The organism is Aquitalea aquatica (assembly GCF_013911085.1).
In the GTDB taxonomy this organism is placed as follows: Bacteria; Pseudomonadota; Gammaproteobacteria; order Burkholderiales; family Chromobacteriaceae; genus Aquitalea; species Aquitalea aquatica.
Map to the genome: position 1 here is coordinate 154098 of NZ_JACERN010000001.1, position 24443 is coordinate 178540.

The window sequence follows — 24443 nt, forward strand, 5'->3', positions numbered from 1 at the left end:
ATGCATCAGGTGGACGGCGAGCCGGTTTTTTCATATCTACGACGATTGTTGTGCAGCAAGAATGAGGAGAGATTCATGATCTATAACGCGCCAGTCAAAGAAATCCGTTTTGTATTGAATGAATTGGCCGAGTTGACCTCGGTGTGCAGCCTGCCTGGTTATGAAGACTGCTCGGTGGAATTGGTGGATGCCATTCTGGAAGAAGCCGCCAAGTTTGCCGAGGGCGTGTTGGCGCCCATCAACAAGCAGGGCGACAAAGGGGCCACGCTGAACGATGGCGAAGTGACCGCCGCGCCGGGCTTCAAGGATGCCTGGCAGCAATATGTCGAATCCGGCTGGGTGGGCCTGCGTGCCCCGGCTGATTTTGGCGGGCAAGGCATGCCGGCCCTGGTGGCGATTGCCGCCGAAGAAATGTGGTGTTCTGCCAATCTGGCTTTTTCGCTGGCACCACTGCTGACGCTGGGTGCGGTAGAGGCCATTCACCACCATGCCTCGGAAGAACTGAAAGCAGTCTATCTGCCGCGCATGTCCAGTGGCGAATGGACCGGCACCATGAATCTGACCGAGCCGCAGGCCGGTTCCGATCTGGCCCAGGTGCGCTCGCGTGCCGTACCGCAGGCCGATGGCAGCTATCTGGTCACCGGCCAGAAGATTTTCATCACCTGGGGTGAGCACGACATGGCCGATAACATCGTCCATTTGGTGCTGGCCCGTCTGCCGGATGCGCCGGCCGGGGTGAAGGGCATTTCCCTGTTTATCGTACCCAAGTTCCTGGTCAATGCCGATGGCAGCCTCGGTGCGCGTAACGACGTGCGCTGCGTCTCGCTGGAGCACAAGCTGGGCATTCATGGCAGCCCGACTGCGGTGATGAGCTTTGGCGACAATGGCGGTGCGGTTGGTTATCTGGTGGGCGAGGCCAACAAGGGCCTGGGCTATATGTTCACCATGATGAACCACGCCCGTCTGGGCGTGGGCGTGGAGGGCATGTCGGTATCCGAGCGTGCCTACCAGAAGGCGGTGGAATATGCCCGCGACCGCGTGCAAAGCCGTGCCGTTGGCTCGCCGGACCCGGCTGGTGTGGCCATCATCAAGCACCCCGACATCCGCCGCATGCTGATGACCATGCGTAGCCAGATCGAAGCCCAGCGCGCACTGGCTTTCTATACTGCCGCAGCACTGGATCGCGCCTCGCGCCATCCGGTGGCCAGCGAAGCCGCCCGCAACCAGGCGCTGGTAAACTTCCTCATTCCCATCGTCAAGGGCTGGAATACCGAGCAGGCCAACGAACTGACCAGCCTGGCCGTGCAAGTGCATGGCGGTATGGGCTTTATCGAAGAAACCGGCGTGGCGCAGTATTACCGCGATGCTCGTATCACCGCCATTTACGAAGGCACCACCGGCATTCAGGCGCTGGATCTCATCGGCCGTAAAACCTTTAGCGAAGGCGGTGCTACTGCCCGTGCGCTGCTGGATGAGGCACGTGCCACCGCTGAGAAATTGGCTGCTGCCGGTTACGCCAGCATGGCGAGCAATCTGCAGCAGGCTGCCGCCGAGGCTGAGCGCTGCGTTGCCTTCATTCTGGGCACCTTTGGCACGCAGCCGCAGCTGGCGGCCGCCGGTTCGGTGCCTTTCCTCAAGCTGATGGGCATTGTGCTGGGTGGCTGGCAGCTGGGCCGCGCCGCGCTGATCGCACGCGAACAGCTGGGTGAAGATGGTGTGGACGAGGATTTCCTCAAGGCCAAAATCATCACCGCCCGCTTCTTTGCCGAGCATATGTTGCCGCAGGTTGGCGGCTTGGCAGCGGCTATTGTGGATGGTGCTGACAGCGTGCTGGAACTGGACGACAGCCTGTTCTAAGCGGGCGTTTTATTGTGCTGAACGGTCACCTGCGGGTGGCTGTTTCTTTATGTAAAAGTATTGGAAATAGGGCAGGGTAAAGCAGGAAGTGATGCAAAAACAGGTGCTTGTGGCTTGTTTCAACTGGCCGAAAGCGGTATGATGGTAAGGTTTAACCAAACGGGACAGGCGCAAAACGTCGTGTCCCGTTATTCACATAAAAATCCGCAAAAACATACAAGCGAAACGCAACAGGAGCTAGTCAGTGTCAACCGTACCAGCGATCCTCGTCTTGGCTGACGGTACCCTCTTCAAGGGCAGTGCCATCGGAGCCACCGGCCATACGGTCGGCGAAGTGGTATTCAATACCGCCATGACCGGGTATCAGGAAATCCTCACCGATCCCTCCTACACCAAACAAATCGTCACCCTGACTTATCCCCATATCGGTAATGTCGGCGCGAATTCGGAAGATACCGAATCACGCGCCGTTTTTGCATCAGGTCTGATCATTCGCGATCTGCCGTTGTTGCACAGCAACTTCCGTGCGGAAGATTCGCTGTCCGACTACCTGGCCAAGAACAATGTCGTGGCCATTGCCGATATCGACACCCGTCGTCTCACCCGCATTCTGCGCGAAAAAGGCGCTCAGGCCGGCTGCATCATGGCCGGTGCCGATCTGGACGAAGCCCGCGCACTGGAACTGGCACGCGGTTTCGGTTCCATGGCCGGTCAGGATCTGGCCAAGGTGGTCAGCTGCACCGAGTCCTACCAGTGGAAGCTGGGTGAATGGAAGCTGGGCAGCGGCTACAGCGAACAGGCCGAAACCCCGTTCCACGTGGTGGCTTACGACTTCGGTGTGAAGCACAACATCCTGCGCATGCTGGCCGAGCGTGGCTGCAAGCTGACCGTGGTTCCGGCGCAAACGCCGGCCAAGGACGTGCTGGCGCTGCAGCCGGATGGCGTGTTCCTGTCCAACGGCCCTGGCGATCCGGAGCCGTGTGACTATGCCATCACCGCTATCCGCGAAATCCTTGATACCCGCCTGCCGGTATTCGGCATCTGCCTGGGTCACCAGCTGCTGGGCCTGGCCACCGGTGCCAAGACCAGCAAGATGAAGTTCGGCCACCACGGTGCCAACCATCCGGTGCAGGATCTGGACAGCGGCCGCGTGATGATCACCAGCCAGAACCACGGCTTCCAGGTGGATGAATCCACCCTGCCGGCCAATGTGCGCGTGACCCATCGCAGCCTGTTCGACCAGACTGTACAGGGCATTGCGCTGACCGATCGTCCGGCCTTCTCCTTCCAGGGTCACCCGGAAGCAAGCCCGGGTCCGGAAGATGTGGCCTATCTGTTTGACCGCTTCATCACGGCGATGAGCCAGGCGAAGTAAACGGAGCATACGGAGAACAAGCATGCTGGGCATTACCGATATCACCACCTACCTGATTGGCACCATCATCATCGTGCTGCTGCCAGGCCCCAACTCCATGTATGTGCTGTCGGTGGCGGCACAGCGCGGCATCCGTCGCGGCTTCGTGGGTGCCTGCGGGGTATTTACCGGTGATGCCATCTTGATGACGCTGGCCGCCACAGGGGCGGCAGGGGTGCTCAAGGCCAATCCGGCCCTGTTTGCCGTGGTCAAGTATGCCGGTGGTGCTTACCTGACCTGGCTGGGCCTGCAGATGCTGCGTGGCGCCTGGCGTGCCTGGCGCAGCACTTCCCGTACGGAAGACGCTGCGCCGCAAGCACAGCGCGAAGTGGACGCCAGCCGTCCTTTCGTCAAGGCGCTGGTCATCAGCCTGATGAACCCCAAGGCCATCTTGTTCTTCGTGTCTTTCTTCGTGCAATTCGTCGACCCGGCCTATCCGCACCCGGTGCTGACCTTTCTTGCGCTGGGCATGCTGCTGCAGTTCTGCAGCGCCCTGTATCTGGCCACCATCATCGTGTCCGGAGCAAGACTGGCCGAAGCCTTCCGCCGCCGCCGCAAACTGTCCTCTGCCATGTCTGGCGGAGTGGGCGCGCTGTTTCTGGGCTTCGGGGCCAAACTGGCGGCAGCCAGCCTGAACTGAACAATTGAAATTGACTGAGCGATAACATGCCGAAACGTACCGACCTCAAGAGTATTCTCATCATCGGCGCTGGCCCCATTGTGATTGGCCAGGCCTGCGAGTTTGACTACTCCGGCGCCCAGGCCTGCAAGGCCCTGCGTGAAGAAGGTTACAAAGTCATTCTGGTGAACTCCAATCCGGCCACCATCATGACCGACCCGAACATGGCCGATGTCACCTACATCGAACCCATTACCTGGCCTGTTCTGGAAAAAATCATTGCCAAGGAACGTCCGGACGCCATCCTGCCGACCATGGGCGGTCAGACCGCACTGAACTGTGCGCTGGACCTGGCCAAGCACGGCGTGCTGGAAAAGTACAATGTCGAGCTGATCGGTGCCACCGAAGACGCCATCGACAAGGCAGAAGACCGTGGCCGCTTCAAGGAAGCCATGGCCAAGATCGGCCTGTCCTGCCCGCTGTCCTTTGTCTGCCACAGCATGGAAGAATCGCTGGAAGCGCAATCCAAGGTGGGTTACCCCACGCTGATCCGTCCGTCCTTCACCATGGGCGGCTCCGGTGGTGGTATCGCCTACAACAAGGAAGAATTCCTGGCGATCTGCGAGCGCGGTTTTGAAGCGTCTCCCACCCATGAACTGCTGATCGAGCAGTCCGTACTCGGCTGGAAAGAGTACGAAATGGAAGTGGTGCGCGACAAGAAAGACAACTGCATCATCATCTGCTCCATCGAGAACTTCGACCCGATGGGCGTGCACACCGGTGACTCCATCACCGTGGCCCCGGCACAAACCCTCACCGACAAGGAATACCAGATCATGCGTAATGCATCGATTGCGGTACTCCGTGAAATCGGCGTGGATACCGGTGGCTCCAACGTGCAGTTCGCCACCAACCCGGTGAACGGCGAAATGATCGTGATCGAGATGAACCCGCGTGTATCGCGTTCCTCGGCACTGGCTTCCAAGGCCACCGGTTTCCCGATTGCCAAGGTCGCTGCCAAGCTGGCCGTGGGTTACACCCTGGACGAACTGAAGAACGACATTACCGGCGGCGCGACCCCGGCCTCGTTCGAACCGTCCATCGACTACGTGGTCACCAAGATTCCGCGTTTCGCCTTCGAAAAATTCCCGCAGGCGGATAACCGCCTGACCACCCAGATGAAATCGGTGGGCGAAGTGATGGCCATGGGCCGCACCCTGCAGGAATCCATGCACAAGGCGCTGCGTGGCCTGGAAACCGGCCTGTCCGGCTTCAACTCGGTAACCAGCAACGAAGAAACCATCCGTCACGAAGTCAGCACCCCGGGACCGGAACGCATCCTGTACGTGGCCGATGCCTTCCGCGTGGGCATGAGCCGTGACGACGTGTTTGCCCTGAGCAAGATCGACCCGTGGTTCCTGGCGCAGATCGAAGACATCGTGGGCGAAGAAAAAGCCCTGGCCGGCCGCAAGGTGGAAGAGCTGGGCTTTGACGAGCTGCGTCGCCTGAAGCGCAAGGGCTTCTCCGACCGTCGTCTGGGCGAGCTGCTGAATACCGACCAGGCTGCAGTGCGCGCCAAGCGCTGGGCACTGGGCCTGCATCCGGTCTACAAGCGTGTGGATACCTGCGCGGCCGAGTTTGCCACCTCCACCGCCTATATGTACTCCAGCTACGAAGAAGAGTGCGAAGCCAACCCGTCCGACCGCAAGAAGGTCATGGTACTGGGTGGCGGCCCCAACCGTATCGGTCAGGGTATCGAATTCGACTACTGCTGCGTGCATGCCGCACTGGCGCTGCGTGAATCCGGTTTCGAGACCATCATGGTCAATTGCAACCCGGAAACCGTATCCACCGACTACGACACTTCCGACCGTCTGTACTTCGAGCCGCTGACGCTGGAAGACGTGCTGGAAATCTGCCGCATCGAAAAACCGTTCGGCGTGATCGTACAGTACGGCGGCCAGACCCCGCTGAAGCTGGCGCGTGCGCTAGAAGCCAATGGTGTGCCCATCATCGGCACCAGCCCGGACATGATCGACGCTGCCGAAGACCGTGAGCGCTTCCAGAAGCTGCTGCACGATCTGGGCCTGAAGCAGCCGCCGAACCGCACCGCCCGCACCCCGGCCGATGCCATGAAGCTGGCTGAAGAAATCGGCTATCCGCTGGTGGTGCGCCCGTCTTACGTACTGGGCGGCCGTGCGATGGAAATCGTGCACGAGCCGGCCGACCTCGAGCGCTACATGCGCGAAGCGGTGAAGGTGTCCAACGACAGCCCAGTACTGCTGGATCACTTCCTCAACGACGCCATCGAAGTCGATGTGGATTGCATCTCCGACGGCAAGGATGTCGTCATCGGCGGCATCATGCAGCATATCGAACAGGCTGGTGTGCACTCTGGTGACTCCGCCTGCTCGCTGCCGCCGTACAGCCTGTTCCCGGCCGTGCAGGACGAAATCCGTCGCCAGACCGAAGCCATGGCGCGCGCGCTGAATGTGGTCGGCCTGATGAACGTACAGTTCGCCATCCAGGGTGACACCATCTACGTGCTGGAAGTGAACCCGCGTGCCTCGCGTACCGTGCCGTTTGTTTCCAAGGTCACCGGCGCATCGCTGGCCAAGATCGCCGCTCGTGCCATGGCCGGCATCAGCCTGATCGAGCAAGGCTTCACCAAAGAAGTGATCCCGCCGTACTACGCGGTGAAGGAAGCGGTATTCCCCTTCATCAAGTTCCCTGGCGTCGACACCATCCTGGGGCCGGAAATGAAGTCCACCGGCGAAGTGATGGGCGTAGGCAAGAGCTTTGCCGAAGCCTTCGTCAAGAGCCAGCTGGCTGCCGGCGACAAGCTGCCGCGCACTGGCAAGGTATTCCTGTCGGTACGCCAGTCCGACAAGAATGGCGCGGTTGATGTAGCACGTGAACTGCAACGTCTGGGCTTTGGTGTATGTGCCACCCGTGGCACGGCCAAGACCCTGGCCGAAGCCGGCATCATGGTGCAGGTGGTCAACAAGGTGAACGAAGGCCGTCCGCATATCGTCGACATGATCAAGAACGGCGAAATCGACGTGCTGGTCAATACCGTGGATGAAAAGCGCCAGGCCATTCAGGACAGCCACTCCATCCGTCGTAGTGCGCTGCAGGCCCGTATTCCGCAATACACTACCCTGGCTGGTGCCAAGGCCGTGTGTGTGGGTATGGCGCATGTGGAAGAGTTTGATGTTTACAGCGTTCAGGAACTGCACGCCTCCATCAAGCACTAATCCTGTTGCCAGCTGGAAGCTAAGGGACAAGTTCTGCGTTGAAGCTTTGAACCGCAAGCGATTTGCCGTTACAATCTAGCTATTGAACCCGCAACACCCAAGCCGCCGTCTCGTACGGCGGCTTGTGTTTTTGATGACGGCGGGGTACCGCCTCAGGAGAACACCCGAATGAACAAAGTCCCGTTGACTCTGCGTGGCGCCGAGCTTCTCAAGGAAGAACTGCAACGCCTGAAGAGCGTGGAACGTCCGGCGGTTATTGAAGCGATTGCCGAGGCGCGCTCGCATGGCGACCTGTCGGAAAACGCCGAATACGACGCCGCCAAGGAACGCCAAGGCTTCGTCGAAGGCCGTATTGCCGATCTCGAAGGCAAGATTTCCAATGCAATCATCATCAATCCGGCCGAGCTGGATGCGGATGGTCGCGTGGTGTTTGGTGCCACTGTCGAACTGATGGATCTGGAAACCGAAGACAAGGTTACTTACCAGATCGTGGGCGACGATGAAGCCGACATCAAGGTCTGCAAGGTATCGGTCAATTCGCCGATTGCCCGTGCGCTGATCGGCAAGGAAGCCGGCGATGTTGCTGAAGTGGTGGCACCGGGTGGCATCCGCGAATACGAAGTGCTAGACGTCAAGTACATCTAAAACTGTCAGATCAAACGCGCGGCTATCGCGCGTTTTTGCTGTGTTTCAGGGAGAGCGCGCATGGATGGATTGCGAGCGATTACCAGAACCTTCTGGATAGGCGGGCTGTGGGTTATAGGCCTGATTGTCACGCCGGTATTGTTCAAGATGCTGGATACGGTGACCGCAGGCATGGTGGCTGGCAAGCTGTTTGCCGGTATTGCCTGGGTTGGTCTGGTGTGCGGAGTATTTCTGCTGGTGGACAATGTCTGGCGCAATGGCGTGCGCGGCATGAAAGAAAGCAGCTTCTGGCTGATTGTCGGCATGCTGCTGTGTACTGTCATCAACCACTTTGCCGTCACTCCCATCATCGCCGAGCTGAAGTTGCAGATGAACCATGCGGCGGAAGGGCTGTTTGGCGGTGGCTTTGCCACCTGGCACGCCATTTCCAGCCTGATCTATCTGGTGCAAAGCCTGATGGGCCTAGCCTATATCCTGCGTCGTGACTAAGCGTATCTGACCACAAGCATGGCCGGGACAAAATAAAAGCGGTGGAGTCCCACCGCTTTTGCTATACCGGCCAAGAGCTGACTCAGGATTGCGACGCCAGCTTCAGTGCCTTTTTGTTTTTCGGCAGCACGATGCGCTGCTTGTCGCTGGGACGCCACAGCACCAGCAGTTTGCCGATATGCTGTACCGGCGCAGCGCCGAGTTCATCGCAAATCTGCTCGTACAGAGCGATGCGGGCAGCGCGGTCATCACCCTGAACGCGGATCTTGATCAGCTCGTGGGCATCCAGGCTGATGGCGATTTCGCGCAGTACGGAGTCGCTCAGACCATTATTGCCGATCATCACGACCGGGTTGAGTGTCTGGGCCAGACCCTTGAGGTGTTGGCGCTGGAAAGGTTGCAGTTCGATTTTCATTGGACAGGCTTGGTTTCAAAGCAAAACCGGATTCTACTAGAGTTTGGCCCGTTGCCCAAACTCTGGCCACAAACAGACTGAAAAACAACAGGATAGCCCACCGGCTATGCTGGACAAGATTGGCAGAAAGCTACCCATGGCAAGAAGTACCAGCAGCAATACCTGGCTGCGTGAGCATGTTAACGACCAGTATGTACAGATGGCCAAGAAAGACGGCTACCGGGCAAGAGCAGCGTACAAGCTGCTGGAAATCAACGAAAAAGACAAACTGATACGCCCAGGTACCGTGCTGGCCGACCTGGGGAGCGCGCCAGGCAGCTGGTCGCAAGTGGCTGCCCGTATCGTCGGCGAGCAGGGCAAGGTGTTTGCATTGGATATCTTGCCGATGAATCCGATTGCCGATGTGGAATTCATCCAGGGCGATTTTCGTGAAGAAGAAATTCTGCAGCAGTTTGTCGACCTGCTGGATGGTCGTGCGCTGGACCTTGTAATTTCCGATATGGCACCCAATATCTCAGGAATGAGCGCGATGGATCAGGCCAGAAGTTTTCTCCTGTGTGAGCTGGCACTGGAATTTGCGCGCGATCACCTGAAACCCGGCGGCAGTTTTCTCGTCAAAGTGTTCCAGGGCAGTGATTTCCAGTCCTACCTCCAGGCCATGCGCGAGCTGTTCGAAGAGGTGGTCACCCGCAAACCCAAAGCCTCGCGCGATCGTTCCAGCGAAATTTACTTGCTGGGCAAGGGCCGACGCTGACATACAACCCCCCGGGGTTTACAATCCATACCAATGAAATACGCAACCGCAAAGTCAGGGCACAGAGGAGTCCGCTACTCGTGAACAATATCGGCAAAAATATAGCCATCTGGGTCATCATCGGTTTGGTACTGATGACAGTATTCAATCAGTTCAACAAACGCCAGGACGCCCAGAACCAGATCGAGTACTCGCAATTCATCAGCGATGTCGAATCCGGCAAGGTGCAATCCCTGAGCATTGAGGGCCATCCCCTGCGTGGCCAGTGGCTGAAGGGCAAGCGGACTGACGGTTCGGCATTTGCCACCTACGCTCCGTACGACCCGCAACTGGTCGAGGACCTGATCAAGAACAATGTACGCTTCTCCGCCAAGCCGGAAGAAGAACCGTCCATGCTGATGAGCATCTTCATCAGCTGGTTCCCGATGCTGTTGCTGATTGGCGTGTGGGTTTTCTTCATGCGCCAGATGCAGGGCGGCGGTAAGGGCGGTGCTTTCTCCTTCGGCAAGAGCAAGGCGCGCATGCTGGATCAGGACACCAATACCGTGACCTTTGCGGATGTGGCTGGCTGCGATGAAGCCAAGGAAGAAGTAAAGGAAATCGTCGATTACCTGCGTGATCCGTCCCGCTATCAGAGCCTGGGTGGCCGCATTCCGCGCGGCATCCTGCTGTGTGGCTCGCCGGGTACCGGTAAAACGCTGTTGGCCAAGGCGATTGCCGGCGAAGCCAAGGTGCCGTTCTTCAGCATCTCTGGTTCGGACTTTGTGGAAATGTTTGTCGGCGTGGGTGCAGCCCGTGTCCGCGACATGTTCGAGCAGGCGAAAAAGAACTCGCCGTGCATCATCTTCATTGATGAAATCGATGCTGTTGGCCGCCAGCGTGGTGCTGGTCTGGGCGGTGGCAATGACGAACGCGAACAGACGCTGAACCAGCTGCTGGTCGAGATGGATGGTTTCGAAACCAACACCACCGTCATCGTGATCGCTGCGACCAACCGTCCTGACGTACTCGACCCAGCCCTGCAGCGTCCGGGCCGTTTCGACCGCCAGGTGGTGGTGCCGCTGCCGGATATCCGTGGTCGCGAACAGATCCTGTCCGTGCACATGCGCAAGGTGCCGATTGCTGCCGATGTGGAACCTTCAGTCATCGCACGTGGCACGCCGGGTTTCTCCGGTGCTGATCTGGCCAACCTGGTAAACGAGGCTGCGCTGTTTGCTGCCCGTCGAGCCAAGCGCCTGGTGGACATGGTGGATTTCGAGTCGGCCAAGGACAAGATCATGATGGGTGCCGAGCGCCGCAGCATGGTGATGTCGGAGGAAGAAAAGCGCAATACGGCTTATCACGAATCCGGTCATGCCGTTGTCGCCAAGCTGTTGCCCAAGTCTGATCCGGTACACAAGGTCACCATCATTCCGCGCGGCCGTGCGCTGGGTGTGACCATGCAGTTGCCGGAGCAGGACCGCTTTGCCTATGATCGCGGCTACCTGATGGACCGATTGGCCATTCTGTTCGGCGGTCGTATTGCCGAAGAGCTGTTCATGAATCAGATGACCACCGGTGCTTCCAACGACTTCGAACGTGCCACGCAAATGGCGCGCGACATGGTGACCCGCTACGGCATGTCCGACAAGCTCGGTCCGATGGTGTATGGCGACAACGAAGGAGAAGTGTTCCTTGGTCGTTCCATCACCACGCACAAGAACCTGTCCGAAGCCACCATGCAGCAAGTGGATATGGAAATCCGCCGCATTATCGACGAGCAGTACGGGCTGGCCCGCCGTCTGCTGGAAGACAATCGCGACAAGGTGGAAGCCATGACCGCCGCCTTGCTGGAGTGGGAAACCATCGATGCCGAGCAGATCAACGACATCATGGATGGCAAGCCGCCGCGTCCGCCCAAACCGGGCAGCGGTTTCCCGGCCAAGCCGGAAGACAAGCCGGCTGAAGCCAGCCCGGCAGCAGCGACATCGACGCCGGCTCAGGAACTCTGATCACCGGTTTTTGCAGGGCGGCAGCTTAGGCTGTCGCCCTGTTTTGCATTTATCAGGCAGATATTTTCCATGCAATTGCTTGAATGCGGGCGTTTTCAGCTCGATCTGACCCAGCCCATGATCATGGGCATCCTCAATGTCACGCCGGATTCGTTTTCCGATGGTGGTCGCTTCAATACCCTGGATAGTGCGCTGCAACGTGCCGAAAGCATGCTGGCAGACGGTGCGGCCATTCTGGACATCGGTGGCGAATCCACCCGTCCCGGTGCGCCGGAAGTCAGTGTGCAGCAAGAGCTGGACCGGGTCATGCCGGTACTGGAGAAGCTCAAGGAGATAGGCGCTCCCCTGTCGCTGGATACCCGCCGTACCGCCGTGATGCGCGCCGCCTTGCAACTGGGGGCGGTGGATCTGATCAATGATGTTTCCGCGCTGGAAGATGAGGGCGCAGTGGAGGCAGTCACTGCATCGAATGTAGCGCTGTGCCTGATGCACAAACAAGGCAACCCCGACACCATGCAGCAGGCTCCACACTACGGCGATGTGGTGGATGAAGTGGGCCATTACCTGTTGCGCCGGGTTGAGCTATGCCGCGCTGCCGGCATTGCCGATGCCCGCCTGCTGATCGATCCCGGCTTCGGCTTTGGCAAAACGCTGGAGCACAATTTGCAGCTGCTGGCGGGCCTGCGTCGCATCGAAGCCATCAGCCGTCTTCCGGTACTGGTTGGCCTGTCGCGCAAATCCATGCTGGGGGCCATTACCGGCGAGGCCGTTCCCGCCGAGCGGCTGGGAGCCAGTCTGGCGGTGGCGCTGTTGTCCTTGCAGCAGGGAGCCAGGATAGTGCGGGTACATGATGTCAAAGCCAGCCATCAGGCCTTGCAGGTTTGGCGTGCGATGCAGGCCTATGCCGACTGATGCCTGCCAGTCGTCCGGCGCTGTTCTGCCGTGCGACAGATGCCAACTAGCTTGGCGGACAGGTACAATGCATTACTCCCGCAGGGGCCATTTTGCAGTTATGCGTTGTCAGCCAGGCGGCGGCAACGTGATTAGGATGATGAGATGAGTCGCAAATATTTTGGAACGGATGGTGTGCGTGGCGAAGTAGGGCAGTTCCCCATTACGCCGGATTTTGTTCTCAAGCTGGGCCACGCTGCTGGTCGGGTGCTGGTGGACCATGACAAGGCGCATCGCCCCACGGTGTTGATCGGCAAGGACACCCGGATTTCCGGCTATATGCTGGAAGCCGCATTGCAGGCAGGCTTTACCGCGGCAGGCGTCAATGTCCTGCTGACCGGACCTTTGCCGACACCCGGCATCGCCTATCTGACGCGTGCGCTGCGCCTGGAAGCCGGAGTGGTGATTTCGGCCTCGCACAACCCGTATCAGGATAACGGCATCAAATTCTTTGCCGAAGGTGGCAAAAAGCTGGACGACACGCTGGAGCTGGAAATCGAGGCCATGCTGGAACAGCCGATGACCACCAACAGCTCGCTGGAACTGGGGCGTGCCCGCCGCATTTCCGGAGCGGCCGAGCGTTATATCGAATTCTGCAAGAGCACTTTCCCCGGCGAGCGCGACCTCAAGCAGCTCAAGCTGGTGGTGGATTGTGCCAATGGCGCCACCTACCATATCGCGCCCAAGGTGTTTCACGAACTGGGTGCTGAAGTGGTGGTCATCGGCGGCGAGCCGGATGGTTACAACATCAATGACAAGGTGGGCGCGACCTATCCCAAGACCCTGCAAGTCGCCGTACTGGAACACCATGCCGATTTCGGCATTTCACTGGATGGCGACGGCGACCGGTTGATCATGGTGGATCGCAACGGTAAGGTGTATGACGGTGACCAGCTGATCTACATCATCGCCAAGGCCCGTGCCGCGCGCGGCGAGCTGAAGGGTGGCGTGGTCGGCACCGTGATGACCAATATGGCGATGGAACTGGCGCTCAACAAGCTGGGCGTGGCTTTTGGCCGTGCCAAGGTGGGTGACCGCTACGTGCTGGAAATGCTGCATGCCAATGGCTGGCAGGTGGGCGGCGAGGCCTCTGGCCACATCCTGTGTCTGGACAAGCACACTACCGGCGACGGCATCATCTCCAGCCTGCAGGTGCTGGCCAGCCTGGCCGAACTGGGCATCAGCATGGAAGAAGCCTGTAACGACTGGACGCCATTCCCGCAAACCATGATCAATGTCCGCCACAATGGCTGCGACTGGAAAGCCGCTTCTGCCGAAGCGCTGGCCGCTGCCGAAGCCGCGCTGGTCGGTGTGGGGCGCGTGGTATTGCGTCCCTCCGGCACCGAGCCGGTGGTGCGGGTCATGGTGGAAGCCAGCGACCGTAGCTTGTCGGAAAAGTGGGCAAGAGAAATTGCCGCCACCATCGAGCGCGTGGCCTGATTCCGTCCGAGTGCAAGAAAAAGCCGCTGCCCGATGCAGCGGCTTTTTTTATTGGCACAAGCGATCAGTTCGGGTAGTTCAGATCAACTGGCGTGGCACCCGAGGGGCAATGGCACACATCAACTCATAGCCGATGGTGCCGGCTGCGGCAGCCACTTCTTCAATCGCCACATTCGGCCCCCACAGCTCCACCCGGCTACCGATATCGGCAGCGGGGTGGTGGCTGAGATCGATGGCCAGCATGTCCATGGATACTCGCCCCACGGTGGCGCTGCGCTGGTCGGCCACCATCACCGGTGTGCCATTGGCGGCAATGCGCGGATAGCCGTCCGCATAACCACAGGCGACGATGCCGATGCGCATGGCGTGCTCCGCGCGGAAGTTCAGCCCGTAGCCCACGGTATCGCCGGCTTGCAGTTGCTGGATGGTGATGATGTCGGCACTCAGTGTCATGGTGGTTTGCAGGCCCAGCGCGGTACCGTGGTATTCGGCAAAGGGCGAGCAGCCATACAGCGTGATGCCCGGCCGTACCACATCGCCATGGGTTTGCGGATGGCGGAATACCGCTGCCGAATTGGCAGCGCTGACCGCCAGGCCACTGGCTGCTGCTACTGGGGCAAAGGCCTGCCATTGCGCGGCTACGCCACGGGCATCATCTGCGCTGGCAAAGTGGGTCATGATGGTGCTGGTGTGGACCTGGGGCAGGGACTGCAGACTGGCCAGCGTGGCGGCGACTTGCTCCGGGCGAAAGCCTAGCCGGTTCATGCCGCTGTTTACCTTGAGCCAGACCTCAACAGGCCCTGGCAGGGAACCTTCGCGCAACCAGGCAATCTGGTGAGGGGAGTGAATGGCGCCGCCAATGCGATATGTGGCCATGGCTTCGACTTCGGCACGGTCGAAAGGGCCTTCCAGCAGGACGATGTCTTGTTGGATACCCGCCTGGCGCAGAGCGATGGCATCTTCGATGTTGAGCAAGGCAAAGCCATCGGCCATGTCGGCCAGAGCCTGTGCACAGCCCAGGCTGCCATGGCCATAGGCATCAGCCTTGATCACGGCCAGGGCACGGCGGCCTGAGGTTTGCTTGCGGGATTGTAAATAATTATGGCGCAGGGCGGAATGATTGATTTCCACCCGTATAGGGCGTGTCATGTCAAGAAAGGATAAGGTCGAGGTGTGCTATTATAAGCGCCCGATCATGCACTCGGACAATCAGCCCGCGGCCAAATCTTGTGTCAGGACAAGACCGCGCCGGTCGGCGGAGCACTATGGACATACTGCAGATACTTCTCGATTTCTTTACCGGTTACGGTTATGTAGCTGTCTTTACCGTATTGCTGGTGTGTGGGTTTGGTATTCCGATTCCGGAGGACATCACTCTGGTCGCCGGTGGCATCATTTCCGGCCTGGGTTATGCCGATGTGGATGTAATGTTTCTGGTCGGAATGGCCGGTGTGCTGGCGGGCGATGGCATCATGTTTGCAGCCGGCCGTTTTTATGGGCACAAGGTTCAGCGCTTCCGGCCGATTGCGCGCATCCTGACGCAGGAGCGTTTCGAGGCTGTACAGGAAAAGTTTGAAAAGTACGGCACCTGGGTGTTGTTTGTTGCCCGCTTTCTGCCCGGCCTGCGTTCGCCCATTTTCATTACGGCCGGCATGACCCGGCGTGTGCCGTATTGGCGTTTTCTGCTGATGGATGGCTTTGCCGCACTGATTTCGGTGCCGGTATGGGTGTATCTGGGCCACTACGGTGCCACCCAGCGCGAATGGTTGATGCACATGGTGCATCGCGGCCAAGTGGGCATCCTCTCGGCAGTCGGTGTGCTGCTGACGGTGCTGCTCATTGTTTATCTGTGCCGCCGCAAAAAGTGCTGTGCTGCTTCCGAACTGAAAAAATAGCTTGCCGAGCATGAAAAAAGCCACCTGACGGTGGCTTTTTTTCGGGCCGGAATCAACCCACCTGCAGCAATTCCACTTCGAATACCAGGGTGGCATTCGGCGGAATTACCCCGCCAGCACCGCGAGCACCGTAGCCCAGTTCCGGTGGAATGGTCAGCTTGCGCTTGCCACCTACCTTCATGCCGACAACGCCCTGATCCCAACCCTTGATGACATGGCCGGCACCCAGCGGAAAGCTGAAGGGCTGAAAACGATCCTTGCTGGAGTCGAACTTGCTGCCATTGGTCAGCCAGCCGGTGTAGTGCACGGTGACTTCTTCACCGGCGACGGCTTCGGCACCTTCGCCGACGGTCAGATCTTCAATGATCAATGCGCTCATCTTCTCGTAGTCCTTGTATCTGGTTCAAGCAGGGCGAAATTGTACCATTCACCTGCTTGTATGGCTGCTGGATCGTCATAATGTATTTGTATTTTACAATCAATGGCTTATAAAGAAATTAACTGTCTGGTTTACCCACCCACCACCAGAAGGGGATTCGTCATGGACATTACCCACGGCACGTCCCGGGAGCACCCGGTTGTTCACCATGTATCCATTACCCAAACACTGCTTTGGCTCAGGCAGGGCTTGACAGACCTGCGCAAAGCCCCGGCCGATGCCATGTTTTACGGCGCGGCTTTTGTACTGATGGGCTATCTGCTGATCAGCTATTTCGACAGCGCGCCACAGTTTGTGCTGACACTCAGTACCCTGTTCTTGCTTGGAGGGCCTTTTCTCGCCATCGGTTTGTATGATCTGGCCCGCCAGCATGAGGGAGTCCACCCGCCGCAGCGCGTTAGCCTGTGGCATAGCATGACAGCCTGGAAAGCTAATCTGCCGGGTTTCACCCTGTTTGCCGCGCTGCTGGCTGTGCTGGTATTCGGTTGGTTCCGTATGTCCCTGCTGTTGTTTGCGCTGTTCTTTGACACTGCAGTCCTGCCGTCGCTCGATAGTTTGCTGGTCAATGCACTGCTTCCGGAAAACATGACCTTCCTGCTGGCTTACTTTGGTGTCGGTTTCCTGTTTGCTGCGGCGGTGTTTTCTCTCAGTGTGGTGGCCATTCCCATGATGCTGGACAAGGATGTGGACACAGTCACTGCCATGATCAACAGCGTGCAGGCGGTGTACAAGAATCTGCTGACGATGACCGTATGGGCCGTTATGATTGTGGCTCTTACTGCCGTGGGTTTTGCCACTTACTTTATTGGCCTCATCGTCATCATGCCCGTACTCGGGCTGGCCAGCTGGCATGCCTACCGCGCCATGATTTCCTACGAGAGCTGACGCCAGACCGATGAACCAACCTTCCATCGTATTCCTCGACCGGGACAGCCTGCCTGTCCCGGTTCCCGTTTTTCCGTTTGAGCATGCCTACCGCGAAATTGCCTCTACCACCCCGGAGCAGATTATCCGGAATGTGGCAGATGCTGACATCGTGATTACCAACAAGGTGGCTTTCACGCGGGAAACCCTGCAGCAACTGCCAGGCGTGAAAATGCTGGCCATTGCCGCGACCGGCTACAACCATGTCGACCTTGCATGCTGTCGTGAGCGCGGTATCGCCGTGGCCAACATTCGCCACTATGGCGATGAAACCGTGGCCGAGCATGCCTTTACCTTGATGCTTGCTCTGGTGAAAAACCTGCCAGCCTATCAGCGTGATGTGGCTGCCGGGGTATGGGAGCAAGCGCAGCAATTCTGCCATTTTGGTGCGCCTATCCGCGATCTGAAAGGGGCTACGCTGGGGATTTTCGGCTCCGGTGGTATTGGCCAGGCCTTGGCTGAACGCGCCCGTGCCTTTGGCATGCAGGTGCAGTTTGGTGAGCGCAAAGGGGCGAGTGTGGTGCGTGAAGGCTATGTCAGCTTTGCCGACTTGCTGGCAACGTCGGATGTGCTGTCCCTGCACTGTCCGCTCAATGATGACACCCGCAACATGATTGCCCAGGACGAGTTGATGGCCATGAAGCCGGGGGCCATCCTGATCAATACCGCACGCGGTGGACTGGTAGATGAAGAGGCGCTGGTTGCTGCCTTGAAGTACGGTCAGCTGGGTGGTGCCGGTTTTGATGTGCTGAGTACCGAGCCGCCGACGGCTGGCAATCCGCTGCTCAAGGCCCGCCTGCCGCATCTGATTGTGACGCCGCATATCGGCTGGGCCAGCCAGCAGGCCATGCAGCGGTTGGCGCAGCAGCTGGCCGACAATATTGCCGCCTATGTGGCAGGCTGGGCAGAAAACCGACTGGTTTGATACCAGAGCCAGTGATGATAAACCTGGTTTTTTGTTAAATATTGTTTAATAAGAAACGAATATTTGATTGGCAATACCTGTTTTTGCCGACTATTCTATTGGCATGTTCTGAAGCGTTGTTAATGATTGAATTAAGGCATAGTATTAAATTGTCTGAGCCCGAAACGGGTTCAGGCTGCCCCGCTTGATCCGCCGTGGTTGCTCTGTCTTCCACGGCGCTTTTTTTGTCTACAGCGGGCTGCGGTGCCAGCAAAAGCGGCTAGCACCGGGGAGTGCCGGGACGGACCGTTCAGTCCGGAATGTCGTTGGGATTGATACGCGGGCGTTCTTCCTCGCCCATGCCCAGTTTGCCGCGCACGCAGGAAATATAGCGGTTCACATCCGGGCCGCCACCATAGCGCTGTGCATGCCAGATCATTTCCCCCAGGCATTCCATCATCTCGTGCTGGGCGCGGTGCTCGTCACCGTGGCGCAAGGCAAGCTGCGCATACAGTGAGCGGATGCCGAAGGGCTGGTCAATCGAGCGTTGCTCCTCGATGGCCACGTGCAGGCCCAGATGCAGGAAGGGGTTGGTCTCGCCCATTTCTGGGGTCCATTCCTGTTCCAGATATTTTTCCGGATGATTCAGGATGGAGTGGTACTCAGGGTGGTCTATAAGAATGGAAAGCACTATCTTTTCCAGATCGGTCAATACCACACCATTCTGGTGCTTTTTCCAGGTGTCGAAGAAGAAGCCGCGTGCATCCTGGCGGCTGGGTGAAAACAGCATGTGCAATACCTGAGTACGTTTCTCGGATAAGCCAGGATTATACGGAAGGGAGATAGCCATGACCACGCTTTACGCATTCTCGGCCCTGACCACCTCGGGTAGCCCATTACCCCTGTCCAGTCTGCAAGGTCGAGTGGTTTTGCTGGTGAACACCGCCAGCGAATGTGGCTATACCCGGCAATATGCCGGGCTGCAGGAGCTGCATGAACAGCTGTCTGCCGCAGGGCTGAGCGTGCTGGCCTTTCCCTGCAACCAGTTTGGTGGGCAGGAGCCAGGTAGCGATCAGGATATTGCCAGCTTTTGCAGCAGCCGTTTTGCCGTTGGCTTTCCGGTATTGGCCAAGGTCGAGGTCAACGGTGCGCAGGCCGACCCGTTGTGGCGTTGGCTGACCCAGGCCGATACGCCGCACCCGCACCCGGTGAAGTGGAATTTCACCAAGTTTCTGGTGGATGGGCAGGGCAGGGTGGTGAAGCGCTACGAGTCGGCGGTGGAGCCGCATGAACTGCGGGAGGATATCGAGAACCTGCTGAAACGGGCAGCAGCCAGCGGCTGATGCCCGCCATGGTTTATTTACGGCGGAAGATGATGTCCCACACGCCGTGCCCCAGCTTGATGCCGCGGGCTTCGAACTTGGTGAGCGGACGATAGTCCGGACGCGGCGCATAGCCGTCAGCGGTATTGGCCAGATCGCCATTGGCGCTGAACACTTCCATGATCTGGATGGCGTAGTCTTCCCAGTCGGTGGCAGCGTGCAGATAGCCACCCGGCTTCAGCTTTTTCACCAGTTTTTCCACCAGCGGCGCCTGGATCAGCCGGCGCTTGTTGTGGCGTTTTTTGTGCCAGGGATCGGGGAAGAAAATATGGACTCCATCCAGGCAGCCGTCGGCCAGCATGTGGTCCAGCACTTCTACTGCGTCATGACGGATGATGCGCAGATTGCTCAGCTCTTTCTCGGCAATCAGCTTGCACAGATTGCCCACGCCCGGCGAGTGCACTTCCACGCCCAGATAGTCGCGCTCGGGGTTGGCCGCAGCTATTTCCGCCGTTGCCCCACCCATGCCAAAGCCGATTTCCAGAATCTTGGGTGCCTGGCGGCCAAAAGCCTGCTGCAGATCGATGGCTTCAGCCTGATAGTCGATGCCCCATTTGGGCATGCCTTCGTCCATGGCGCGTTGCTGGCCTGCCGAGAGATGTCCCTGACGCAGCACAAAGCTTCTGATGGCGCGCCCGAATGCCGGATTTTCCATGTGATTCAAACAGATAATTGCGGGAAGACGCGCATGTTACCGAATCTTGCCTGCCTTAGCGAGTGCCACGGCTTGCCAGGCTGGATTTGCCGCCAGTTGCGCGACAAATTCCCGCGCAGTGGGGTAGCGTAGTGCGACACCCAGCTCCGCCAGGCGCACATTGCGGATGCGCCGCGATTCCGCCATATACGACCACAAGGCAGGGCTGACCTGCTGCCGGACTTCGGCACGGCTCAGTTGTGGCGGTATGGGCAGTGCCAGTGCCTCGGCCAGCATGACATACCAGTCGGTGATGGTCAGCGGTTCGTCATCGCAGGCATTGAATACCCGGATGCCGCCCCGTTGCTGTTGCAGGCTGGCAATGCACAAGCGCGCCAGATCATCGGCATGGATATGGTTGCTGTAACTGTCTTCTGCGGGCAGGATCAGCGGCGTGCCTTGTAATAAGCGGGTTAGCGGCAGGCGTTCCAGCGCGTAAATGCCCGGTGCGCGCAAGATATTCAGCTGACAGCCATGGCGACCGGCAAAGTCGCGCAATGCGGTTTCGGCATCGACCCGACGTCGGGCGCGCTCGGTCTGCGCGTGTAGCGCTGAGCACTCGTCCAGCCAGGCTCCATCCCCATTTCCATACACGCCAGTAGTGCTGATATAGCTAATACGCTGTGGTATCCTGTCGGCTTTTGCCAGTGCGTACAACAACTTGCGCGTGCGATTGTCGCGCAGGCCGCTGGCGGGAGGCGGGGCGGTAATCCAGACGTCATCGGCCAGTCCCGCAATGCGGCGCAGGCTTTCCTGGCAGTCCAGATTGGCCATGATGGGGAGGGCGCCGCCCTGGCGTGCTGCCTTTGCTGCCGCCGGATGGTGGGCAATGGCGAAAACGCGCCAGTGCCGGACCAGCTCGGGCAGAGCGCGCCGGGCGACATCGCCCAGACCTGCAATCAATAAAGTACGCATAGGCAGCATATTACCCAGATTTGGAATAAAGGTACCCAATGAGTTCCCAGGTCAAAGTGCTCCCGAGTGGGCATACGTTCAGTGTTGAAGCGCATGAAACCATTCTGGAAGCGGCTTTGCGCCAGAATGTCGGCCTGCCTTATGGCTGCCGCGATGGTGCCTGTGGCGCCTGCAAGGGCAAAGTGCTGGAAGGCGACGTGAGCCAGGATGGCTACCAGGAGAAAGCCCTGCCGGAAAGCGAACGCGTGCAGGGTATGGCCCTGTTCTGCTGTGCCCGTCCGCAAGGCGATATCACCATCGAAGCCCGTGAAGTGGCCGGTGCCGGTGATATCCAGATCAAGACCTTGCCGTGCCGCGTGGAAAGCATGGTGAAAATGCATGATGTGGCCGTGCTCAAGCTGAAGCTGCCGGTATCGGAGCGTCTGCAGTTCCGCGCCGGCCAGTACATCGATATTCTGATGAAGGACGGCAAGAAACGCAGTTTCTCCATTGCCAATGCACCGCATGACGATGCCTTCCTGGAATTGCACATCCGCCATCAGCCGGGTGGCAGCTTCTCGGAATACGTCTTCAGCCAGATGAAAGAGCGTGAAATCATGCGTTTCAAGGGCCCGCTGGGTTCTTTCTTCCTGCGCGAAGAGTCGGACAAGCCGATTATTCTGGTGGCCAGTGGTACCGGCTTTGCCCCGGTCAAGGGCATTATCGAGCATGCCATTCATCACGGCATTCAGCGGCAGATGGTGCTGTACTGGGGCGCACGCACCAAGGCGGATCTATACATGGCCGAACTGGCTGCCAGCTGGCAGGCCCAGCATGCCAATATCACGGTGATTCCGGTGTTGTCCGAAGCCTTGCCGGAAGATGCCTGGCAGGGCCGTACCGGCTTTGTACACCAAGCGGTGCTGGACGACTTTGATGATCTGTCGGGCTATCAGGTGTATGCCTGCGGCGCGCCGGTCATGGTGGAGTCTGCCCATCGCAGCTTTATTCAGGAGCGCAAGCTGCCTGAAGACGAGTTCTTCTCCGATGCCTTCTTCTTGTCCAAGGACATGGGTGGCAGCAAGTAATCGGCCCAGGCTGTACCAAGACACAAAGCCCCTGCATGCAGGGGTTTTTCATTTGCAATTCCGATCTGTGCTGATGGCAGCATTCTGCCTGTCATCATCTGCTTTGCCACAGTTACCGCCAGCAATTTGCCCGGCAGGCGTATTTTTGACCTGCGTCAACATCCCTATTTTGAGTATGGCTATTATGACTATCGACTAATCAATCAAGGCGGCATACCGCCAGCTAGAGGAGTGGAAGATGGAACTGCTGGGACAACTTCTATCCGACGATGTCGGCGTATTGGGATTGGCGACCATTGTCTTTGCCACCGTGGTGGTGGTGGGTGTGATCGTAGTGATTACGCGGAAAGTAAAAAACGCCGGCCCAAATGACTAAGCTGGTGTGATTGTGATTGGTGTCTAGATTTCCTCTTGATGTGTGTGTTGGTGGATACGGTGGTGGGCCGTATCCATTTTTTTTGTCTGCGACAGTTTGTAAAAACAATTTAACTTTGTCTTTATGAATGATTGCCCATTTTGAATTTAAAAATTCTATTGGGATATCCTCCTGCTTCCTCCTATAAAGCCCTCGTTATCCCTAGTGTCAATCAGAAGTTGCCTGCTCTGCCCATTTGATCTTGATCAAACATGTGTTTGACGTTTCTGGAATCAGATCGGCCTCGCCACTATCATTACATCAACGAATAAGAAATTAATAATATACAGATAGTTTTCAGGTAAATGTATTTCACGGAGAACGAAAATGTCCACTGAAACTGAAGCACAAGGTGGCGGAGCACCCAAACTGAAACTGGGTGCACTCACCGCACTGGTAGTGGGGTCCATGATTGGCGGCGGCATCTTCTCGCTACCGCAGAACATGGCGGCAGGCGCAGGAGCAGGCGCCATCATCATTGGTTGGGCCATCACCTTTCTGGGTATGCTGACGCTGGCATTTGCCTTCCAGATGCTGGCCAACCGCAAACCGGAAGTAGAAGGCGGGGTATATGGTTATGCCCGGGCTGGTTTTGGTGACTACATGGGCTTCAACTCGGCCTGGGGTTACTGGATTTCGGCCTGGATCGGTAACGTTTCCTATTTTGTCGTGATGTTCTCGGCACTGGGTTTCTGGTTCCATGCCTTTGGCGACGGCAACACGCCGACGGCCATCATCTGCGCATCCGTCTTGCTGTGGGGCCTGCATTTCCTGGTATTGCGTGGCGTACATGGTGCGGCATTCATCAACACCATCACCACCATTGCCAAACTGGTACCGCTGGCCTTGTTCATCGTACTGGTGGTGTTTGCCTTCAAGATCGACACCTTCAATCTGGACTTCTGGGGCAATCCGAAACTGGGTTCCATCGTCGATCAGGTGAAGAGCACCATGCTGGTGACCGTGTGGGTATTCATCGGTATCGAAGGGGCCTCGATGTTCTCTGGCCGTGCCGAGAAGATGAGTGATGTGGGCAAGGCTACCGTGGTGGGTTTCCTGCTGACCATCGCCCTGCTGGTTGCCGTATCGGTACTGGCACTGGGTGTGATGACCCAACCGGAACTGGCTGCACTGAAGAACCCGTCCACCGCTTATGTGCTGGAAAAGGCGATTGGCCCCTGGGGTGCCAACATCATGAACGCTGGTCTGGTGATCTCTGTCGGTGGTGCGCTGCTGGCCTGGACCCTGCTGGCCGCTGAAGCACCCTACCTGGCTGGTAAAGATGGCGTGATGCCGCGTATTTTCGGCACCACCAATGCCAATGGTTCACCTGCTGCCTCGCTGTGGCTGACCAACGGCCTGATCCAACTGTTCCTGGTCATCACCCTGTTCAGCTCGGCCGGTTACCTGGCACTGCTGTCGCTGGCGACCTCGATGATTCTGATTCCTTACCTGCTGTGCTCTGTGTACTCCTTCATGGTGGCCCAGCGTGGCGAAGGTTACCAAGCAGGTGAAGGCAAGGGTCGTGATCTGAGTATTGCCGGTATCGCCAGTGTGTACGGTGTATGGCTGATCTACGCTGCTGGTGTGAAGTATCTGTTCCTGTCGATGGTGCTGTATGCCCCGGGCCTGCTGTTCTACCTGTGGGCCAAGAAAGAACATGGCGAGAAGCCGTTCAAGGGCGCTGAAGCCGTACTGGCCGCCATCATCGTGGTACTGGGTGCCATTGCTACCTACGAACTGTTTACCGGTCAGCTCACCCTCTAAAGACAACAACTGTTTAATGAGGAGCGCCCATCAGGCGCTCCCCGACTCCCTTACCACACATTGAAGGAGTTTGATCATGACTAAATTTGGTGTTCATTCCGAATGCGGCAAGCTGCGCAGCGTGATGGTGTGCCGTCCGGGCCTGGCCCACAAACGCCTCACCCCCGACAACTGCCACGACCTGCTGTTTGATGACGTGATCTGGGTCG

23 protein-coding genes are annotated in these 24443 nt (G+C 58.2%); 17 read left to right on the top strand and 6 right to left on the bottom strand.

All coding sequences use genetic code 11. The annotated features are described in order from the left end of the window. The first annotated feature begins 75 nt into the window (after positions 1-75). The 6 genes from H2Z84_RS00740 (at position 76) to H2Z84_RS00765 (ending at position 8281) form a co-directional block, all read left to right on the top strand. Positions 76-1857 (top strand): acyl-CoA dehydrogenase, encoded by a 1782-nt coding sequence (locus tag H2Z84_RS00740; RefSeq protein ID WP_181834266.1) that lies wholly within the window; start codon positions 76-78, stop codon positions 1855-1857. A gap of 244 nt (positions 1858-2101) precedes the next feature. After that, on the top strand, positions 2102-3232 hold the full coding sequence (carA, locus tag H2Z84_RS00745) for a glutamine-hydrolyzing carbamoyl-phosphate synthase small subunit (RefSeq protein WP_181834267.1): 1131 nt from the start codon (positions 2102-2104) through the stop codon (positions 3230-3232). Between the two features lie 22 nt (positions 3233-3254). Continuing rightward, positions 3255-3911 carry a leucine efflux protein LeuE gene (leuE, locus tag H2Z84_RS00750; protein ID WP_181834268.1) on the top strand — a complete coding sequence of 219 codons (657 nt, stop codon included), beginning with the start codon at positions 3255-3257 and terminating at the stop codon, positions 3909-3911. A 26-nt stretch (positions 3912-3937) separates the two neighbouring features. After that, positions 3938-7147, top strand: coding sequence for a carbamoyl-phosphate synthase large subunit (gene carB, locus H2Z84_RS00755; RefSeq protein WP_181834269.1), 3210 nt, complete (start codon positions 3938-3940; stop codon positions 7145-7147). A 168-nt stretch (positions 7148-7315) separates the two neighbouring features. Continuing rightward, positions 7316-7792: a transcription elongation factor GreA gene (gene greA / locus H2Z84_RS00760; RefSeq protein ID WP_124645451.1), complete on the top strand. Its 477-nt coding sequence runs from the start codon at positions 7316-7318 to the stop codon at positions 7790-7792. Between the two features lie 60 nt (positions 7793-7852). Then, a complete protein-coding gene (locus H2Z84_RS00765) occupies positions 7853-8281 on the top strand; it encodes a DUF4149 domain-containing protein (protein ID WP_124645452.1) in 429 nt (142 codons plus the stop codon). A gap of 82 nt (positions 8282-8363) precedes the next feature. Here H2Z84_RS00765 and H2Z84_RS00770 read toward each other — a convergent pair whose 3' ends face one another. Next, a complete protein-coding gene (locus tag H2Z84_RS00770; RefSeq protein ID WP_181834270.1) occupies positions 8364-8696 on the bottom strand; it encodes a YhbY family RNA-binding protein in 333 nt (110 codons plus the stop codon). Between the two features lie 136 nt (positions 8697-8832). On the opposite strand from H2Z84_RS00770, the gene rlmE reads away from it, so the two are divergent. From rlmE to glmM, 4 genes are all read left to right on the top strand, one after another. Continuing rightward, a complete protein-coding gene (gene rlmE, locus H2Z84_RS00775; RefSeq protein ID WP_103524383.1) occupies positions 8833-9450 on the top strand; it encodes a 23S rRNA (uridine(2552)-2'-O)-methyltransferase RlmE in 618 nt (205 codons plus the stop codon). 80 nt (positions 9451-9530) lie between these two features. Further along, on the top strand, positions 9531-11441 hold the full coding sequence (gene ftsH / locus H2Z84_RS00780) for an ATP-dependent zinc metalloprotease FtsH (protein ID WP_103524369.1): 1911 nt from the start codon (positions 9531-9533) through the stop codon (positions 11439-11441). Between the two features lie 69 nt (positions 11442-11510). Beyond that, positions 11511-12353 carry a dihydropteroate synthase gene (folP, locus tag H2Z84_RS00785; protein ID WP_181834271.1) on the top strand — a complete coding sequence of 281 codons (843 nt, stop codon included), beginning with the start codon at positions 11511-11513 and terminating at the stop codon, positions 12351-12353. A 144-nt stretch (positions 12354-12497) separates the two neighbouring features. Further along, on the top strand, positions 12498-13832 hold the full coding sequence (glmM, locus tag H2Z84_RS00790) for a phosphoglucosamine mutase (protein ID WP_181834272.1): 1335 nt from the start codon (positions 12498-12500) through the stop codon (positions 13830-13832). Positions 13833-13910: 78 nt separating this feature from the next. Here the strand turns inward: glmM and alr are convergent, their stop codons facing one another. Continuing rightward, a complete protein-coding gene (gene alr, locus H2Z84_RS00795) occupies positions 13911-14981 on the bottom strand; it encodes an alanine racemase (protein ID WP_181834273.1) in 1071 nt (356 codons plus the stop codon). Between the two features lie 116 nt (positions 14982-15097). Here alr and H2Z84_RS00800 point away from each other — a divergent pair, with 116 nt between their 5' ends. Beyond that, the gene (locus H2Z84_RS00800) at positions 15098-15727 is read left to right on the top strand and encodes a DedA family protein (protein WP_124645458.1); all 630 of its coding nucleotides are present in this window, start codon (positions 15098-15100) and stop codon (positions 15725-15727) included. Between the two features lie 52 nt (positions 15728-15779). Here H2Z84_RS00800 and H2Z84_RS00805 read toward each other — a convergent pair whose 3' ends face one another. Next, positions 15780-16106, bottom strand: a complete 327-nt coding sequence (locus H2Z84_RS00805) for an FKBP-type peptidyl-prolyl cis-trans isomerase (RefSeq protein WP_181834274.1) — start codon at positions 16104-16106, stop codon at positions 15780-15782. 249 nt (positions 16107-16355) lie between these two features. Here H2Z84_RS00805 and H2Z84_RS00810 point away from each other — a divergent pair, with 249 nt between their 5' ends. After that, positions 16356-17051: a DUF2189 domain-containing protein gene (locus tag H2Z84_RS00810; protein WP_258869245.1), complete on the top strand. Its 696-nt coding sequence runs from the start codon at positions 16356-16358 to the stop codon at positions 17049-17051. A gap of 10 nt (positions 17052-17061) precedes the next feature. Beyond that, positions 17062-18015, top strand: coding sequence for a D-2-hydroxyacid dehydrogenase (locus H2Z84_RS00815; RefSeq protein WP_181834276.1), 954 nt, complete (start codon positions 17062-17064; stop codon positions 18013-18015). 289 nt (positions 18016-18304) lie between these two features. Here the strand turns inward: H2Z84_RS00815 and H2Z84_RS00820 are convergent, their stop codons facing one another. Then, positions 18305-18784 (bottom strand): DUF1841 family protein, encoded by a 480-nt coding sequence (locus tag H2Z84_RS00820; protein ID WP_199106928.1) that lies wholly within the window; start codon positions 18782-18784, stop codon positions 18305-18307. Between the two features lie 58 nt (positions 18785-18842). On the opposite strand from H2Z84_RS00820, the gene H2Z84_RS00825 reads away from it, so the two are divergent. Then, positions 18843-19337, top strand: coding sequence for a glutathione peroxidase (locus H2Z84_RS00825; RefSeq protein ID WP_181834277.1), 495 nt, complete (start codon positions 18843-18845; stop codon positions 19335-19337). A gap of 13 nt (positions 19338-19350) precedes the next feature. Here H2Z84_RS00825 and trmB read toward each other — a convergent pair whose 3' ends face one another. Further along, positions 19351-20031 (bottom strand): tRNA (guanosine(46)-N7)-methyltransferase TrmB, encoded by a 681-nt coding sequence (gene trmB, locus H2Z84_RS00830; RefSeq protein WP_181834278.1) that lies wholly within the window; start codon positions 20029-20031, stop codon positions 19351-19353. 36 nt (positions 20032-20067) lie between these two features. Beyond that, positions 20068-20985, bottom strand: coding sequence for a Rossmann-fold NAD(P)-binding domain-containing protein (locus H2Z84_RS00835; RefSeq protein ID WP_181834279.1), 918 nt, complete (start codon positions 20983-20985; stop codon positions 20068-20070). A gap of 38 nt (positions 20986-21023) precedes the next feature. Here H2Z84_RS00835 and H2Z84_RS00840 point away from each other — a divergent pair, with 38 nt between their 5' ends. From H2Z84_RS00840 to arcD, 3 genes are all read left to right on the top strand, one after another. Further along, positions 21024-22052, top strand: coding sequence for a CDP-6-deoxy-delta-3,4-glucoseen reductase (locus H2Z84_RS00840; RefSeq protein ID WP_181834280.1), 1029 nt, complete (start codon positions 21024-21026; stop codon positions 22050-22052). A 238-nt stretch (positions 22053-22290) separates the two neighbouring features. Then, positions 22291-22428 (top strand): DUF3149 domain-containing protein, encoded by a 138-nt coding sequence (locus tag H2Z84_RS00845; RefSeq protein WP_124645465.1) that lies wholly within the window; start codon positions 22291-22293, stop codon positions 22426-22428. Positions 22429-22794: 366 nt separating this feature from the next. Further along, positions 22795-24234 (top strand): arginine-ornithine antiporter, encoded by a 1440-nt coding sequence (gene arcD / locus H2Z84_RS00850; RefSeq protein WP_181834281.1) that lies wholly within the window; start codon positions 22795-22797, stop codon positions 24232-24234. Positions 24235-24443: the final 209 nt, after the last annotated feature.